Genomic DNA, 16,346 nt, shown 5'->3' with positions numbered 1-16,346 from the left:
TATAATCCCTCCACCTTGAAGATTCACGACTGAGGCCTCAGATGCTTCGTTCGCTCCTGCTCCTTCTTCTGTTTGCAACTCCCCAACCGGGCAAAAAGCAGCCCATGAAGGCGCCCAATCTCGGCGACGCTCCGGCGTATACGGCAGAGGGAGATCTCAAATTCCCCGAGAAGTACCGCGAGTGGGTCTTCCTCACCTCGGGCATCGACATGAGCTACTCCACGACAGACGATGCAACTCGCTCGGTCTTCGACAATGTCTTCGTCAACCCCAGCGCCTACCGGTCGTTTCTTGAGACAGGAACATGGCCCGACAAAACAGTTCTGGTGCTTGAAAATCGCGGCGCAGAGAAAGACATCTCCATCAACAAGCGCGGTCACACCCAATCGGCCAGCGTTATGGGACTCGAGGTTCATGTCAAGGATAAGGAGCAGGGCGGGGGCTGGACCTTCTACGGCTTCGATAACCCAGTGAGCGGCAGGCCCTTCCCCCGTACCGCGTCGTGCTACTCCTGCCATGAACAGCACGCCGCTGTGGACACCACGTTCGTGCAGTTCTATCCGACGCTGCTTGAAAAAGCAAAGGACAAGGGCACGCTTAGCGCGGAATATCTGAAGAAGTTGTCTGTTCCTGGGGATTCGAAGTAAAGAAATCAGGCTGCAGCAGCGCATAATAAGTGGAATGGCATTCCGTTCCGGTTTCGTCTCCATCATTGGCCGCCCCAACGCGGGCAAGTCCACCCTGCTCAACGCCCTGCTCGGCCAAAAGCTTGCCATAGTCACTCACAAGCCGCAGACGACGCGCACCCGCATCCACGGCGTTCTTGAGGTTCCTCTTCGAAAGAAGACTCGCACCGACGCGGGCCACCCTGCGGCACAGATCGTACTTGTGGATACACCGGGCATCCACAAGCCTGCCACACAGCTTGACCGCCGCATGATGCAGGAGGTCCACGACGCCCTCGAGGCGCGCGACCTCGTACTTTTTCTCGTCGATGTTACGCATCGTCTTCCCCGAGAGAATGACGAGACCAACCAGTCTCCCACCGCTCGACGCCGCAAACTCTCCGCCGCAGAAGATGACTTCGCGATGACGTTCGTGCGCAAACTCACCTGCCCGGTGCTTCTCGTACTCAATAAGATCGATTCCGTTGCCAAGGCCGATCTTCTGCCGCTGATTGCACACTGGAGCTCGCTGCATAATTTCGCGGCGGTGATTCCGATTTCTGCAAAAAAGAAGCAGGGTCTGGACCTTCTGCTCGATCAGACGGTCGCGCAGCTCCCCGAAGGCCAGCGTTACTTCCCCAAGCATCAGCTCACCGATCAGCCCGAGCGCTTTCTCGTCGCCGAGATCATCCGCGAGAAGATTCTTCTTCTTACAGGCGAAGAGGTGCCATACGCAACTGCGGTTGTTATCGAAAGGTACGAAGAACCTGCATCGATGAGAAAGACAAAGGATGGCAAGCTGCCCGTCACCAAAATCGCTGCGGCCATCTTTTGCGAGCGAGCCGGTCAGAAGGCCATCCTCATCGGCAAGAACGGCGAGATGCTCAAACGCATCGGCACCACGGCGCGCAAAGAGATCGAATCCTTACTGGGCACACGAGTCTTCCTTGAGCTCTTTGTGAAGGTACACGAAGACTGGCGCAGCTCTGCCAGCTTCGTCGAAGATCTCGACTGGCGCCGTCAGCTTGAAGAGATCGCGGCAAAGCAGGTGGACAAGTAGGACCTCACTCTCGCACTTGACGCTCTTAAAGTAAGCTCATATCCTCCTTCCAAATGAAGAATCGTCGCCTTTCGTTACCTCTGACGGAAGCATCCCAGGCTGGAAAGATTTCACTCTCAAAAGAGAGGGGAGAGCTGTTGCACGTGTGCCACAAGACCGATCGCCGCAGGTTTTTGAAGCTCAGCGCACAGGCTGCTGCTGCGCTCGCGCTCCAGCACGATGCCTTCGCTCAAGTGAAAACGACAGCGAACAAGTACGAACCCTTCGCTCTCGGTCTGCTCATCAAGCCTTTCCCCGATCCTGAAAAGAAGATCGCTCTCGTCCGTCAGCTCGGCATCCCTACTTGCTTTCTCTCGCTCGACGATTACATCGGCAAGTTCACCCCGGCGCTTGTGACCACGATGCGCGATGCTCTCGACAAACACCAGATCGTCGCAACTACCGTCGAGGTTGTTCGTCCCTTGCCGCTGAAGTGGAACTTCGTTGAAGGGCCATCGACCATAGGGGTTGTTCCGCGCGCCTATCGTGCGGCGCGTATCGATGCACTCAAGCAGGTCTCAGACTTCGGAAAGCAGCTGGGCATCGACCAGGTTCAGACCCACTGCGGCTTTATTCCGGAGAATCCGAAGGACGGCCTCTACGAGGAGACCGTTCAGGCCATTCGCGAGCTCACGTTGCACTGCGCCGGCAACGGGCAGAGTTTTTTGATGGAGACCGGCCAGGAGACACCGACAACCATGCTGCGCGTCATCCGGGACGTCAATCATCCCGCGCTGGGCGTGGGTCTCGATACCGCGAATCTCATCTTGTACGGCAAAGCGAACCCCGTGGATGCGGTAAAGATTCTTGGTCCCTACGCGCGCGCGATGCATGCCAAGGACGGGATGTGGCCCACGGACCCGCTCGAGTTGGGCAAAGAGGTCGTCATCGGCAAGGGCGAAGTCGACTTCGCCAAGGTCTTCAGCGGCCTTCGTGCAGCGGGCTATAAGGGCGCCGTCAGCATCGAGCGCGAGACCTCCGGACCGCAGCAGGTCGAAGACGTTCGCGAGGAAAAGATTTACCTTGAGCGCATCCTGGCTCAGCGTAAGAGCGCATAATCCCACAAGCCCGAAGGATCAGACCAAATGGATCGACGCAAGTTCATGCAGGGAGCGGCCGGCGCGTACGGCCTGATGTTTGTGAAGCCCGAGACCGCCTTCAGCTACGCTGCAAACTCCCGCGTGCGCTGGGGTCTGCTTGGATGCGGCCGGCGCGGCACCTCGGTGGCAACATCGTTCGCAAAGAATGCCGGCGTCGAGATCGTCGCCCTCGCGGACATCTTTCCCGATCAACTCGCCACGGCGAAGCAGCACTTCGATGCCGTGAATGCCTCGCTCAATCTTCCTGCCATCGACGCCCGCCGCATGTTCCGCGGCCACGAGGCATCCAAAGCGATCGCCGCGTGCTCTGACGTTGATGCCATCCAGATTTCGACACCGCCCTTCTTCCACGTCGAACACCTCGATACCGTCACGGCCGCAGGAAAACATGCCTACTGCGAGAAGCCCGTCGGCGTCGATATTCCGCAGACTCGCCGCGCGCTCGAAATTGCGCGCCGAGAAAACGGCAAGGTGAGTATGGCCGTCGGCTTCCAGATTCGCTCTGCACCGCCGTTCGTCGAGCTCGTTCGCCGCATCCATGCGGGCCAGATCGGAAAGATGGCCCAGATCGCGGCGTTCTACAATTCGCCTCCAGCGGTTATGGTCGATCGCGGCGCGCCCTCGTCGGACGAGTACCGCCTGCGCAACTGGCTGCTTTACCGCAATCTCTCCGGTGACATTCTGCTTGAGCAGAACATCCACGTCATCGATGTCTGCAATTGGGTGATGGGAACGCATCCGATCGCCGCCTATGCGAAGAGCAGCCGCAAGGTAGTGCAGAATCCCGGAAACACCTCCGACAACTACGAGGTGATCTTTACCTATCCCGAGGGGGTGGAGCTTAGTTTCTCCTCGACGCAGTTCAGCAAGAACAACTTCTTCGATGTCTCCGAGCGCTTCTTCGGCTCCGAGGGTCTCGCCGAGGCTCCTTACAGCGGCGCTCTTCAGATCCGCGGAACGCAGCCATGGGCGTGGAGTTCGAACACTGCTGCACCCACGGGCCAATTCGCCGCGAATGGAGCGTTCACAGATAATCTCGCCGAGGCTGACGCTATGAAAGATCGCGACTTCGTGCAGAGCATTGTTACCGGCAAGCTCCAGAACCAGATTGCCGCCGGAGTCGAGACTGCCCGAAGCTGCATGATGGCCCGCAAATCGGCCGAGACCGGCCGCACTGTCACATGGCAGGAGATTGAGGCAGATACCGAGGCTTATACGCTGGGTATGAATCTCGCTCAGTTCAGCTGAGCGAAATTCTCTTACTGTCCAGCCGCCATTTTGACCGAACTGAACTCTGGTCCGAGCGCAGCAATCGCGGATCGTAACGCCAGATCATTGCCCCCGAAGCCATAGTAAGTTACCTTGCCTTTGGCATCGATCAGAATTGTGAATGGGAGCCCTTCTTCCCAAAATGCTTTTCCAATCGTGCCGTCGTCGTGATAGTTGGTCCAGTTGTAGTGATGTTGCTCAAAATAACGGGCAGCACTCTCCGCCGCCATATCCTCATCGACGGAGAGCAGGACGAGCCCTTTTTCCTTCGCATCCGCGTACAAACGCGCCAACGCCGGCATTGCCTGAATACACGGTGCGCACCACGTCGCCCAAAAATCAATCAGAACTGGCTTGCCTTCGTAGGACTTCAACGAGACACCGCTCCCGTCTTTTGACAAAAACCGCACATCAGGGGCCTGTTTACCGACGAAACCGGCGATTGTACTGTCCGCAGGTGGCGAGAAATGAAAGAGTGCAGAATTCAGTTTCGGTTGAACGTCCATTACGGGATAAACCGTCGTTATCTGATCATCAACTGGAATATGGATATGGTGATCAGAGTTGATCGCGTAGCCATGTAACTGCTGCACCTGTTTTCGAAATACGAGGGCTTTTTTATCAATCCAGAAGGTGAACTCAGAATAAGGCCGCGTGGGCGCAGCACCATCACTGTCGCCGCTGAAAGCATGAACGACATAGCAAGAGAAAGTGTGATCTTCTATCTGAATCGTCTCTTCTGGAAGAAAACTGGCCCGCTTGAAGTTAGAGGCTTCGGCCTTCAAATAAGCGCGCATTCTCCAGGCACTGCTTAGCTCCATACTTCCTGCAGACACGATTCGAGGCATGGTAGGCCAGTTCTCGGGAACAGGCTCCTTTACAAACGACTTCCCTTCAATGCTTGAAATCCACTCGGTCTCGCCGTCCGATACTTGAATGTAAGAACCGTCGCCCGAATGCGTCTCGATGCGGTATTGTTTCCCCGGCCCTTTGATCGCGGTGCGATAGACGGTTCGTCGTTCATGCAAATACTCATTTTCTCTGACCGTCTCCTCTATCGCTTCCACTTGGAAGGTATCGACTGGGGCGGCATAGGTCTTCGCTACCGCCTGGAGAAGGAGGATCGGATCGGTGAACTGCTGAACGGTCTGGGTCTGCGCCTGTGCACACGTTGCGGTCACGAGAATGGAACAGAACGCAAAGGATGAGAATCGCAATGGCTCCTCCAGATTGGATCGATCGAAGTTTACTCCTTCACGTTCACTCCGAGCGCCTTCATCTTGCGATAAAGATGGCTCCGCTCCAGCCCCAAGCCTTCCGCTGCGCGGCTGATATTCCCGTGCACCTCATCGAGCTTCTTCAGGATGAACTCACGCTCGTAGGCCTCCCTCGCCTCAACCAGGCTCGAGAACTCCTCCGTCTTCGTGTTGATCTTTCCCGATTCGGTTAGCTTGGGTCCGCGATACACCAGCATGGGTATGTGTTTCTTTTCGATTCTCTGAACCTTTGGATTCAGGATCAGCACCCTCTCCACGAGATTTCGAAGCTCGCGCACATTGCCCGGCCAATGGTATTGCCTGAGAGCTGTCAGCGCTTCTTCGTTCATCTCCACGTGCGGCCTTCCGTAGCGCGGGCCGAACTCTTCCAGGAATTCCTTCACCAGCAGCGGTATGTCTTCCTTTCGATCGCGCAGCGGCGGGACGTAAAACGGAATCACATTCAGGCGGTAGAAGAGGTCTTCGCGGAAGTTGCCGCGAGCGATCTCCTCTTCGAGGTCTTTGTTGGTTGCGGCGATCACACGCACGTCGACGTGAACCGGATGCGAGGCACCCACGGGAAGAAATCTCTGTTCGTCGAGAGCCCGCAGGACCTTCGCCTGCGTCTTGAGGCTCATGTCACCCACCTCATCGAGAAACAGCGTTCCTCCATCGGCACGCTCGAAGGTTCCGCGCTTCTCCTGGGGTCCGCCGGGAACCGCGCCATGCCGGTAGCCAAATAACTCGCTCTCGATGTAATCCTCCGGGATCGCGGCGCAGTTGAGCTCGACGAAGGGGCGATCTTTACGAAGGCTTGACGCGTGCATCGCTCTTCCGATCAGCTCCTTGCCAGTACCGCTCTCGCCAAAGATGAGGACGCGCCCATTGGTTGGGGCCATCAACTGGATCTGTTGCCGCAGCGCCTTCATCGCGACGCTTTGCCCGGTCACGTTCCCTTTGACCGCCAGCTGACGGGCGAATTCTGCGTTGTCCTCGCGCATCTGCCGTGCGCGCATGGCATTGTTGACGACGATCAACGTGCGTTCAAGCGACAATGGCTTCTCAAGGAAGTCATACGCGCCAAGCTTCGTCGCCCGTACCGCGGCCTCAATGGTGCCGTGGCCGCTAATGATGACCACCTCTGGCACGGCAGCGATTTCCATCCTGCGAATCTCGCCGAGCGTCTCCAACCCGTCACGATCCGGAAGCCAGATATCCAGTAGCACCACGTCATAGTCGGCGTCGCGGACCAGTTCCAGTGCCTCGGTCGCCGTGGCACTGGTGGTCACGAGGTAACCCTCTTCGCGCAGAATTCCTTCGAGCGACTCGCGAATCTCTCCTTCGTCATCGACGATCAGAATGTGATTCAAGCGATCACTCCTCCGTTTACGTGTGCGGCTGGAGCTGATTCTGCGTCAACTTCGACGGCGGTTGCGGCTCGCAACTCGATGATGAACTTCGCCCCGGCAGGGACATTCTTCTCCGCGCGAATCGTTCCCTGATGCTCCTGAATAATCTTCGCCGCAATGGCCAGACCGAGTCCGGTACCGCGCTGCTTCGTCGAAAAATACGGTAGGAACAATCGTTCCCTCATCTCGTCCGTCAGACCGGAACCCGTATCCGCCACGGTCAGCTCTACCATTCCATTCTCCGACAGGCTCGTCGTAATCCTCAGCTCTCGCAGCAGGCTGGACTGCATCGCCTCCGCGGCGTTGTCGATCAGGTTTCCGAGGGCTCGCTTCAGCGCTTCCGGATCGGCCATCACAAGGGGAAGTCCTTTACTTATCCGCTTGATGACGGTAATCGTCTGCATCCGGCCGGCAAACATCGCCAGCGAGTTTTCAACAATCGTATTCAGATCCGCGGGCCGAGGCTGTGCGGTTGGAAACTCCGCAAGCGCCGAGAACTGGTCGACGAGCGATCGCATACTTTCCACCGAGCTCGAGATCACCTCGCTGCACCGCCGGATCACCGCTGGCGATGGGGAATCGATCTGATGAAATCGCAAGGTCTCGGCCACTCGATCGATATGCCTGCGAATCTGCTCTGCGCTGAGGCCGATAGGGGTAAGGGGATTCTTGATCTCATGCGCCACGCGGCGCGCCACCTCCTTCCAGGCCGACTGCTTTTGCGCCCGCAGCAGCTCCGTGGCGTCTTCGATCACAATGACGTATCCCCGGTGCTCACGGCGCATACGCTCCTGGCCGACCGTTGTTTCGAGAAGCGCAACCGTCGCAAGAAGGTTGCGTGGACCGCCGAATCCTTCGTTTCCTGGAACCGTCATCTCGATCTCGCTGGAGGCCGAACCCATGCGGTGGCTTCGCTTGATCAGGCGGTCCAGCACCTCGGCGACATCGAGCGGAAAGACCTCCTGCATGCCCAGGCCCAGGAATGGCCGTTGCCCGCCGGGATCAATCATCTCGCTGAGAGCCCGGTTGGTGAGAATGATTCTCCGCTCCGCATCCAGCGTCGCCACACCATTCGGAATCGTCTCGAGCATCGTCTCCAGTTCGCCCCTGCGTGCCTCGAGAGCCGCGTTGGCTGCGCTTAGTTGGATCGTCGACTCCTCGACGGCCCTGCGGCTGCCTTCAAGATCGGCGGCCATGTGATTGAAGCTCCGCACCAGCTCACCCAGTTCCTGGGTTGCGCTCTCCTTCACCCTGTGAGCGTAGTCGCCGGCGGCAATCGCGGCCATGGCATCGGCGAGTGCCTCCACGGGTTTGGTCACCTGTTTGGAGAGATGCAGCGCCAGCCAACTGGAGGAAAACAGTGCCAGACTCGTCATCATCAGGAGCAGAAGCATGTAGAGATTCCGCAGCTGCCGCCTGCTGCGGAAGAGCGCCCAATAGGTGTCGGCGGCCGTCCGGAGGCTGGTCATCGTATCCGCCATTCCATGCGGCATCGGCAGCCCCACCACCACGATCACGCCCCCTTTTGCAGTGGCTGTACCCAAGGCGTAATCCGTATCGCCTACGCTGAAGACCGGAGCATCGCTGCGCCGCGCTGCAGTGAAGATGGCGTCATCTTTCGAATCGCTTTCCACGTTCGGAGTAACGTCAGGGCTCCGGCTCTGCTGCTGCGAAGTCTTTGCCTCAGGGACCCACGACTTTACGCGCGCGGAGGCGCCATTTTCTTTCGGCATCTGAAAAGAAGCTACGAACCGCTGATCTTGATAGACGGCGACAAACCCGCTCTGGAGGGTAATCTCATGCCGTCGCAAGACCGTTTGGACGGCATTCGAGTACCGAGTTGCAGTAGAGTTATCGCCGACGTCGGGCAGCGTCGTTGCGATCGATTCTGCTTCGGCTCTCGCATTCGCCGTCGTGTATCGCGCCAGCTCGAATGCCATGTTCGTACTGGCATCGCGCATCTCGGTTACCGGCTGCGAGAACCATCGTTCCACAGCGCGGTTCAGCAGAAGATAGCTGAAGGCAAACATGAAAGAGATAGGAAGCAGGCTAACCAAAACTGCCCCCCAGAGCATCCGCGTGCGCAGCCTCGTCCCCATCACGCGGCTGCGCTGGTCCGCATAGAGCTTCAGCACATTGCGGACCAGCATCACCAGGACTGCAACGAAGAGAAGAAACGCCACGATCGAGAGACCGGTATAGATGAAGATCTGTCCCGTGGTCTCCGGATCGAGGAACCGCTTATTGAAAGCGTTCAAGGTTGCAAGAGCTGCCGACAGCACAAGCAGACAGGTTCCCAGCGCGATGCTCAGTACCTTCCGCCTGTTGTCGTTCATCGATGCCTCCGCGCCCTGGGCCGACTAAACCAGGTCTCCCACGCTCTTCCAATCCCGCTGTTGCGCCGCCGCAACCGCTTCATAGGTCAACACGCCGGCATAGGTATTGACGCCTTCCGCGATTCCATTGTCCTCCTGGATCGCCGCCGTTGCGCCCAATTTCGCCAGCTTCATGACATAGGGGAAGGTCGCATTGGTAAGCGCCAGAGTAGACGTGTTCGGTACCGCCGCCGGCATGTTGGTCACGCAATAATGCACCACGCCGTTGACTTCATACGAGGGATCGCTGTGGGTTGTCGGATGCGCTGTCTCGATGCAACCGCCCTGGTCGATTGCAACATCCACGACGACTGCCCCTTTCTTCATCTTCTCAACCATCGCCCGGGTGACAATCTTCGGCGCCGCCGCTCCGGGGATCAGTACTCCCCCGATGAGCAGATCTGCCTCAGAGACGGCACGCCCGATGTTGTAACTGTTCGAAGCCATGGTGAATACGCGGCCGTTGAAGATATCGTCCAGCTCCCGCAGCCGGTTCAGATTCAGATCGACCAGGGTAACCTTGGCACCCATTCCCAATGCTATTTTCGCTGCATTCGTCCCGACGACCCCGCCGCCGATGATGCACACGTTCGCCGGCGGAACGCCTGGAACGCCTCCCAGCAGCAGGCCGCGGCCGCCATGTTCCTTCGTCAGATACTCCGCGCCCACCTGGACACTTAACCGGCCCGCGACCTCGCTCATCGGGGTCAACAATGGCAAGGCTCCCGCACGATCACGTACGGTTTCGTAGGCAATGCCTGTAACCTTTTTATCCAGAAGCGCATCCGTCAGGTCTTTTATCGGGGCAAGGTGCAGATAGGTAAACAGCACCAGTCCCTCGCGGAAGTGCCTGTACTCCTTCTCCACAGGCTCCTTAACCTTCACCACCATGTCGGCCAGGCGCCAGACGTCGTATGCCGAGCCTACGATTTCAGCGCCCGCATCCTGATATTCATCGTCCGGCATGGCCGAGAGCGCCCCGGCATCATGCTCAACCAGAACCTTGTGACCAGCCTCTATCAGAGCCTTTGCTCCTGCCGGGGTTACACCCACACGGCTTTCATGATCCTTAACTTCCTTAGGGACACCAATAATCATGTTCGATCATTACTCCAAGTCTTAATTGTATCTATTTTGGATCCTAAGCTATTCTGGGCTTAGTATATGGGCCTCCCCAACCGTGAAGCAGTAAGCTTCCAACATACGACCTCCTCCGTTCTGCTGGACCTGATCCGCGGTCTGGCCGCAATTCTCGTCCTGATTTCTCATTGGAAGATCCTGTTCTTTGTGGATTATCCGAAGATCCTTTCTCATCGGCTGATCTTCGCTGTGCCCTACGTCCTCGCTGGTGCCGGCCATCAGGCCGTCCTCATCTTCTTCGTTCTTAGCGGATATCTCATCAGCGGCAGCATCTTTCGCTCCCTCGAGCGCGGCACCTGGCATTGGCGCACTTATCTTACCCACCGTTTCGTCCGCCTCTGGGTAGTCTTGGTTCCAGGCCTTCTACTTGGTGGCCTGTGGGATTGGATCGGGCTGTACCTTCGGCGTACCACCGCTCTCTACGCCACGGCAATTCCAAAGAACCACAATCTCGACATCGCGCAGAACCTCTCGCCTCATGTTTTCTTCGGGAACCTCGCGTTCCTCCAAACCGTTCTGGTCCCCCTCTTTGGATCGAATGGATCTCTTTGGAGTCTGGCCAATGAGTTCTGGTATTACATTCTCTTTCCTCTTCTCTGGCTGGCGCTTACGCGCAACTCCAATCACCCCGTCTCAATCCCCCGGCGAGTTCTCTACTTAGCCCTTTTTCTCGGTATCGCCTGGTTCGTCCGATCTACTCTCCTCGGACTGTTCCCGGTCTGGCTCGCGGGAGCCCTGCTGGCACGCATTTCTCCACCTTCGTTCGGTCGCCGGACAAGGGCTGTCGCCTCAGCCGTATATCTCCTTCTACTCATGGGATCTACGAAACTTCACCCTCTGTCCGGCCTTACGCAGGACTACATTCTCGGCATCGCTACCTTCGTTTTCTTCTGGATCATCCTCTCTGCCCGCACTCGGGCGACCGATTCATCCTTTACCCGCTTCTCACGGCAGATTTCGCGCTTTTCCTACACCCTCTACGTCGTTCATATTCCCGCTCTACTTTTCCTCACAGCTCTGTTCGTGGGCGACCACCTTTGGAGCCCGGCAAACATACCCCACCACGCTATCGCTCTTGCAATCCTTGCCACGGTCATTCTTTACGCATGGATCATTGCATCGCTTACTGAATTTCATACCGACCGTGTCCGGACCTGGGTAGAGGCCCACCTCTCCCTCCCAATCAAAAAGAGGCCGGACTTCCTGACCAGCGGAGATACCTCGCCCTCCGTCAAGGCATGAAGCCCTTCTCGGAATGGACGCGAGAGGCATGACGCAACCACCTAATTCTGGCCGATATCGGTGGTGGAACCACGACATCGTGAGCCTTTCCCCCAGGCGGCATCGTCTGCTCGCAGTCGGTCCATACGGCCGACAACTGCTGGTTGAGGTGTATTCCCCTGCCACAGGGCCAAAATACACCCTGCTGATCTGCGAGCCAGCCATGTCCGCTTAACCAAGGGGCTTTTGTTCCGACATTGGGTTGTATCTAGGCTTCCTGTAACCTGTTACCGTGCTGCAGTAGCTATCCCATATACTGACCGCAATGACCTCCCCCGCACGTCATTTTGCACCTATAGATTACAAATCACGTTTTCCTGCTTTGGACGGGATCCGGGCGCTGGCAATCGTGATGGTCTTCGCCCTGCACTATGGCGGGGGAACTCACGGCGGCACGGTGCTGAATCTCATCAATCAGCTGCGACTTCGTGGGTGGATGGGCGTCGACCTGTTTTTCACGCTCTCAGGCTTTCTGATTACGGGCATTCTCTTCGACACGCGCGCAGACTCCCACTACTTCACACGCTTTTTCGCACGCCGCAGTGTCCGTATCTTTCCCATCTTCTATCTTGTATTTTCTATCTTTCTGGTACTGACCCCTATCCTCCACTACCAATGGCAGGCCGGTCATTCGCTGTTTCTGATCTACCTGGGCAATTTCTCCCTGGCGGCCAATCCCGCTCTTGAGACGATCCACTCTACGACTCATCCTGCCGCGTCGGCTCATTTGATTCATTTTTGGTCTCTTTGCGTGGAAGAGCAGTTCTACCTGATCTGGCCGCTGGTGGTCTGGCTCGTCAAGGACCGTATCCGGCTCATTCGGATCGCCGCCCTTCTGTCCGCTCTCGCATTCGTGCTCCGTTTAGTGGTGGTTCAGACCGTACCGCCCGTCCATCTGGAGCCGTGGATGGTACATCAGCTTCCCTTCCGCATGGATTCCCTGCTATTTGGCGCGATCCTTGCGCTTCTGCTGCGTGGACAAAATGCAGATGAATGGCAGCGACGTTGCAAATGGGCGTTTCTATTCTCGGTCGCCATCTTCGTCGCTCTTTCCATAGCCCTGCCATCCCTCAACGCTCCCTGGCTGAACACGGCCGGATTCTCGCTGCTGGCTCTTGCATCCTCTGGCCTCATCGGCGCAACTCTGCGGCCAGCCTCTCCCGCCTTTCGCTTCTTCAACCTGAGACCCCTGAAAGTGCTGGGAAAATACAGCTACGGCTTTTATGTCTACCATTTGCTTTGGGCAGGTGGCTGGTTCGCATTCGTGGCGTTCCTCACGCCACGGCTTCACTCATCTGTTCTCGCCAATGCTCTCTCCACCATCCTCAACTTTGCTGTCACGTTCGTAGTCGCCAAGATCAGTTACGACTTCTTTGAGGTCCGTTTCCTGCGTTTCAAGCGAAACTTCGAGTACGACTCCGAACTCCGGGAGCATCGAGCCAACTTCACCGAAGAGTTGAAGGTCTGACCGGAGCCTGGCGAGATCCGAATCTCTCCCGGAATGGGACGCACCACGTCGACCAACGCACAGACGCTTGATTCTGGCCGTACAATAGCCGTAATCACCGTTCCATCAGGAAGCCACACAGCCCAAATGTCTTCGAACTCCTTTCAGACTCGTTACTCCCGCATTCACAACATGCGGTCCCTCTTCAGCCTCTTTTCCAGCGACCTAGCCATCGACCTTGGAACCGCGAATACCCTTGTTTTTGCTCACAACAAGGGCATTATCGTGAACGAACCCTCGATTATCGCCGTTAACAAGGTGACCAACGAGGTCGAAGCGGTCGGTAAGGAAGCCAAGGAGATGCTCGGCCGAACTCCTGGCAACATCGTCGCCATCAAGCCCATGAAGGACGGTGTCATCGCCGACTTCCGGCATACCGAGAAGATGCTGAACTACTTCATCCAGAAGGCACATAACCGCAAGATGATGGTGCACCCCCGCATCGTCATCGGCGTTCCTTCTGAGATCACGCAGGTGGAAAAGCGCGCGGTCATGGACTCCGCCTACAGGGCCAAGGCCTCCGAGGTGCATCTTGTCGAGCAGGCCATGGTCGCAGCAATTGGGGCCGGACTGCCTATCACCGAGCCCGGGGGCAACATGGTCGTCGACATCGGTGGCGGCACCACAGATATCGCCGTGATCTCGCTTGCGGGCATCGTCTACTCGCGCTCAGTCCGCATGGCGGGAAACCAGATGGACGAGTCCGTCATCACCTACCTCAAGCGGAAATACAACCTTCTGATTGGCGAGCGCACCGGCGAGCAGATCAAAATGCAGCTGGGCTCCGCCTATCCGCTCGACAAGCCGCTGTCGATGGAGGTGAAGGGCCGCAATCTCATTGAAGGCGTCCCCAAGACGATTACCATCGATGACTCCGAGATCCGTGAAGCGCTCTCGGAATGCATCTCCACGATCATCAATGCAATTCGTGTCGCCCTCGAGCGCACCCCACCTGAGCTCTCCGCCGACATCTCCGACCGCGGAATCGTCCTTACAGGAGGCGGCGCTCTCATCAAGAACCTCGACAAGCGCATCCGTGAAGAGACGGGCCTGCCGGTTTCGATCGCCGACGATCCTCTCGCTTCGGTCGTGCTTGGAACCGGAAAGATGCTCTCGGACTTCAACCTTCTGCGCAAGATCTCGATCGACTGATTCTGGATAAGAATGACAAGAAAGTGGCCCGGCTTTCTGCCGGGCCTCTTTCTTTTGCGGGACAAGATGAAGCTGAGTCCGCCTTTGAAACAGGCGATGCCCTGAACCCCTGCAAATTGACAACACACAGACCAAATCGCGAAAACCAAACGACCTGAGCAAGATACCGGCATGACAACTGCGCGGAAGGTGCTGCGTAGGCTTCATTTCATTGTGGTTAAGGCCTAAATCGCTGTCTACAGGGCTTTGATGTGCAACCGCAATTCCGGAGCTTCCATCATGTCGAATCCAAAGGGCCCGCGTCTCTCGCATAGAGATCGCCGACGCTCATCGCGGTCACTGTCGTTTCCGTTTGCGACCTGCGTTACATCTGTATCTCTGCTTGCCACTCTTGCCGTAGTTTTCCTTCCCGCAACAGCTTCAGGGCAGACCAGCTCCTACGTTCAGAAAAACCTCATCTCAGACGGCTCCGTTCCCGCGCAGAAGACCGATCCGACCCTCATCAACCCCTGGGGAGTCTCGATCGGACAGGAGTTCTGGATCGACACCGCCGGCACCGGTTTCTCTCTTGTCGACGACGCCAGCGGCAACAAAGCCTTCGCCGTCACCATTCCTCCGGCCAGCGCTGCCGAACCGCACGGAGTTCCCGCAGGCACCGTCTTCAACTCGGACAGCAGCGTCTTCAACATTCCCAGCAGCGGCTCCGCAAACTTCCTGTTCGGCAACCTCGATGGCAGTATCGCTGCATGGAACACCAATACGCCTCAAGCCGTCACAGTCATCAATAATTCTTCGGCGAAGGCCGTTTACACCGACATCGCCGTCGCAAAAAATACTACCGGCACATTCCTTTTCGCTGCCAACTTTGCCGCCGGCACGGTCGATGTCTTCGACAGCAGCTTTGCACCGGCGCATCTGGCCGGAAACTTCTCCGATCCCAACCTGCCTTCCGGTTTCGCCCCCTTCGGCATCCACACCCTTGGTAGCAATGTGTATGTCACTTATGCCCAGATCAACGACCAGGGACTGGAGAATGTTGGCGCCGGCCTTGGCTACGTGGATGTCTTCGACCTCAACGGCAATTTCGTAAAACGTGCCATCAGTCAGGGCAATCTCAATGCGCCCTGGGGCATGGCGATGGCACCTTCCGGCTTTGGCTCGCTAGGTGGATCCCTGCTTGTTGCCAACTTTGGTGACGGCGTCATCAATGCCTATGATCCCACCAGCTTCGCGCTGAAGGGCCAGGTCACCGACTCTACGGGCGCGCCGATTGCGAACCCCGGTCTTTGGGAGATCGTCTTCGGCGTCGGCAACACCATCGGTACTCCTGCAACCGCCGGCGATCCCAACACACTCTACTTCGCCGCTGGAATCAATAACGAGAAGGGAGGCCTCTTCGGCTCTATCTCGGTCGCGACTCCGGCCAGCGCCGGCGACTTTACCATTACGCCTTCGGCCTCAAGCCTTACCGTCACCAACGGTCAGGTTGGCAATCTCTCGGTCAGCATTGCTGGATCCGATGGCTTCAGCGGAACCGTAAGCCTCGCCTGCTCTGGCCTGCCCTCCGGCGCGGCCTGCACCTTCAACCCGCCATCGGCCAACATCTCGGGCACGACTCCTGCTATGGTGGGCGTCTCCATCGCGACGGGAGCCGCAGCCACTCCCGCACCTCCGACCGCTCCAACACCACCACCCCCGACGAACCCCTACGTTGCACATCTGCACCGGTATGGAGGGGCTGCGCTCGCCGGACTGCTTCCGCTGGGACTCTTTGGATTTGCCGGCATTCGCAAAAGATTCGGATCGCACAGAGTTCCGCTTCTCGCGGTTCTGTGCATTCTGACGATCGGTGTGATCGCAGGCTGCAACGGAGGAATGAGCGCTACGCCTGCAGCAGCAGCACCCGCTCCGCCAACCCCACCGACGACTCCTCCGCCGAGCACTCCCACCCCCCCTGCAGCCTCACAGATCACCATTACCGCAACCTCCGGCACGCTCACCCACAGCGTCTCAGTCAGCCTTACAACAAACTAGACAGCAGCTCCTGCATAGACAAGGAAACAGCCGCCGGTTCCTACCGAGCGGCTGTTCCT

12 protein-coding genes are annotated in these 16,346 nt (G+C 57.6%); 8 read left to right on the top strand and 4 right to left on the bottom strand.

Translation table 11 applies throughout. The features are described from left to right. Positions 1–41 precede the first annotated feature (41 nt). The 4 genes from BDD14_RS20020 (at position 42) to BDD14_RS20005 (ending at position 4,112) form a co-directional block, all read left to right on the top strand. Positions 42–647 carry a cytochrome P460 family protein gene (locus BDD14_RS20020; RefSeq protein ID WP_130420580.1) on the top strand — a complete coding sequence of 202 codons (606 nt, stop codon included), beginning with the start codon at positions 42–44 and terminating at the stop codon, positions 645–647. A 34-nt stretch (positions 648–681) separates the two neighbouring features. Then, positions 682–1,725, top strand: coding sequence for a GTPase Era (era, locus tag BDD14_RS20015; protein WP_165420172.1), 1,044 nt, complete (start codon positions 682–684; stop codon positions 1,723–1,725). Between the two features lie 143 nt (positions 1,726–1,868). Beyond that, positions 1,869–2,822 carry a sugar phosphate isomerase/epimerase family protein gene (locus BDD14_RS20010; protein WP_242618078.1) on the top strand — a complete coding sequence of 318 codons (954 nt, stop codon included), beginning with the start codon at positions 1,869–1,871 and terminating at the stop codon, positions 2,820–2,822. A 27-nt stretch (positions 2,823–2,849) separates the two neighbouring features. Next, positions 2,850–4,112: a Gfo/Idh/MocA family protein gene (locus tag BDD14_RS20005; RefSeq protein WP_130420574.1), complete on the top strand. Its 1,263-nt coding sequence runs from the start codon at positions 2,850–2,852 to the stop codon at positions 4,110–4,112. A gap of 11 nt (positions 4,113–4,123) precedes the next feature. Here the strand turns inward: BDD14_RS20005 and BDD14_RS20000 are convergent, their stop codons facing one another. The 4 genes from BDD14_RS20000 to ald are packed head-to-tail and all read right to left on the bottom strand — an operon-like array spanning position 4,124 to position 10,271. Further along, positions 4,124–5,350 (bottom strand): TlpA family protein disulfide reductase, encoded by a 1,227-nt coding sequence (locus BDD14_RS20000; RefSeq protein ID WP_130420572.1) that lies wholly within the window; start codon positions 5,348–5,350, stop codon positions 4,124–4,126. A gap of 29 nt (positions 5,351–5,379) precedes the next feature. Further along, positions 5,380–6,759, bottom strand: a complete 1,380-nt coding sequence (locus BDD14_RS19995; protein ID WP_130420570.1) for a sigma-54-dependent transcriptional regulator — start codon at positions 6,757–6,759, stop codon at positions 5,380–5,382. After that, positions 6,756–9,134 carry a sensor histidine kinase gene (locus BDD14_RS19990; protein WP_130420568.1) on the bottom strand — a complete coding sequence of 793 codons (2,379 nt, stop codon included), beginning with the start codon at positions 9,132–9,134 and terminating at the stop codon, positions 6,756–6,758. The genes BDD14_RS19995 and BDD14_RS19990 overlap by 4 nt, the downstream gene beginning before the upstream one ends. 24 nt (positions 9,135–9,158) lie before the next feature. After that, a complete protein-coding gene (gene ald, locus BDD14_RS19985; RefSeq protein ID WP_130420566.1) occupies positions 9,159–10,271 on the bottom strand; it encodes an alanine dehydrogenase in 1,113 nt (370 codons plus the stop codon). Positions 10,272–10,337: 66 nt separating this feature from the next. On the opposite strand from ald, the gene BDD14_RS19980 reads away from it, so the two are divergent. From BDD14_RS19980 to BDD14_RS19965, 4 genes are all read left to right on the top strand, one after another. After that, the gene (locus BDD14_RS19980) at positions 10,338–11,555 is read left to right on the top strand and encodes an acyltransferase family protein (RefSeq protein WP_130420564.1); all 1,218 of its coding nucleotides are present in this window, start codon (positions 10,338–10,340) and stop codon (positions 11,553–11,555) included. Positions 11,556–11,916: 361 nt separating this feature from the next. After that, positions 11,917–13,062, top strand: coding sequence for an acyltransferase family protein (locus BDD14_RS19975; RefSeq protein WP_165420171.1), 1,146 nt, complete (start codon positions 11,917–11,919; stop codon positions 13,060–13,062). A 126-nt stretch (positions 13,063–13,188) separates the two neighbouring features. After that, entirely contained in the window at positions 13,189–14,253 is a 1,065-nt protein-coding gene (locus tag BDD14_RS19970; protein WP_130420560.1) for a rod shape-determining protein, read from the top strand. A gap of 279 nt (positions 14,254–14,532) precedes the next feature. Further along, positions 14,533–16,287: a TIGR03118 family protein gene (locus tag BDD14_RS19965; RefSeq protein WP_130420558.1), complete on the top strand. Its 1,755-nt coding sequence runs from the start codon at positions 14,533–14,535 to the stop codon at positions 16,285–16,287. Positions 16,288–16,346 lie beyond the last annotated feature (59 nt).

Source organism: Edaphobacter modestus, from assembly GCF_004217555.1.
GTDB lineage: Bacteria > Acidobacteriota > Terriglobia > Terriglobales > Acidobacteriaceae > Edaphobacter > Edaphobacter modestus.
The sequence above is the reverse complement of the archived record's forward strand: the minus strand, read 5'-3'. Positions and strand labels throughout refer to the sequence as shown.

What these genes read in the sequence shown, in the direction of transcription:
- BDD14_RS20020 (WP_130420580.1), top strand. Translation starts at nt 42, where the DNA reads ATGCTTCGTTCGCTCCTGCTCCTTCTTCTGTTTGCAACTCCCCAACCG.
- era (WP_165420172.1), top strand. Translation starts at nt 682, where the DNA reads ATGGCATTCCGTTCCGGTTTCGTCTCCATCATTGGCCGCCCCAACGCG.
- BDD14_RS20005 (WP_130420574.1), top strand. Translation starts at nt 2,850, where the DNA reads ATGGATCGACGCAAGTTCATGCAGGGAGCGGCCGGCGCGTACGGCCTG.
- BDD14_RS19990 (WP_130420568.1), bottom strand. Translation starts at nt 9,134, where the DNA reads ATGAACGACAACAGGCGGAAGGTACTGAGCATCGCGCTGGGAACCTGT.
- ald (WP_130420566.1), bottom strand. Translation starts at nt 10,271, where the DNA reads ATGATTATTGGTGTCCCTAAGGAAGTTAAGGATCATGAAAGCCGTGTG.
- BDD14_RS19980 (WP_130420564.1), top strand. Translation starts at nt 10,338, where the DNA reads ATGGGCCTCCCCAACCGTGAAGCAGTAAGCTTCCAACATACGACCTCC.
- BDD14_RS19970 (WP_130420560.1), top strand. Translation starts at nt 13,189, where the DNA reads ATGTCTTCGAACTCCTTTCAGACTCGTTACTCCCGCATTCACAACATG.
- BDD14_RS19965 (WP_130420558.1), top strand. Translation starts at nt 14,533, where the DNA reads ATGTCGAATCCAAAGGGCCCGCGTCTCTCGCATAGAGATCGCCGACGC.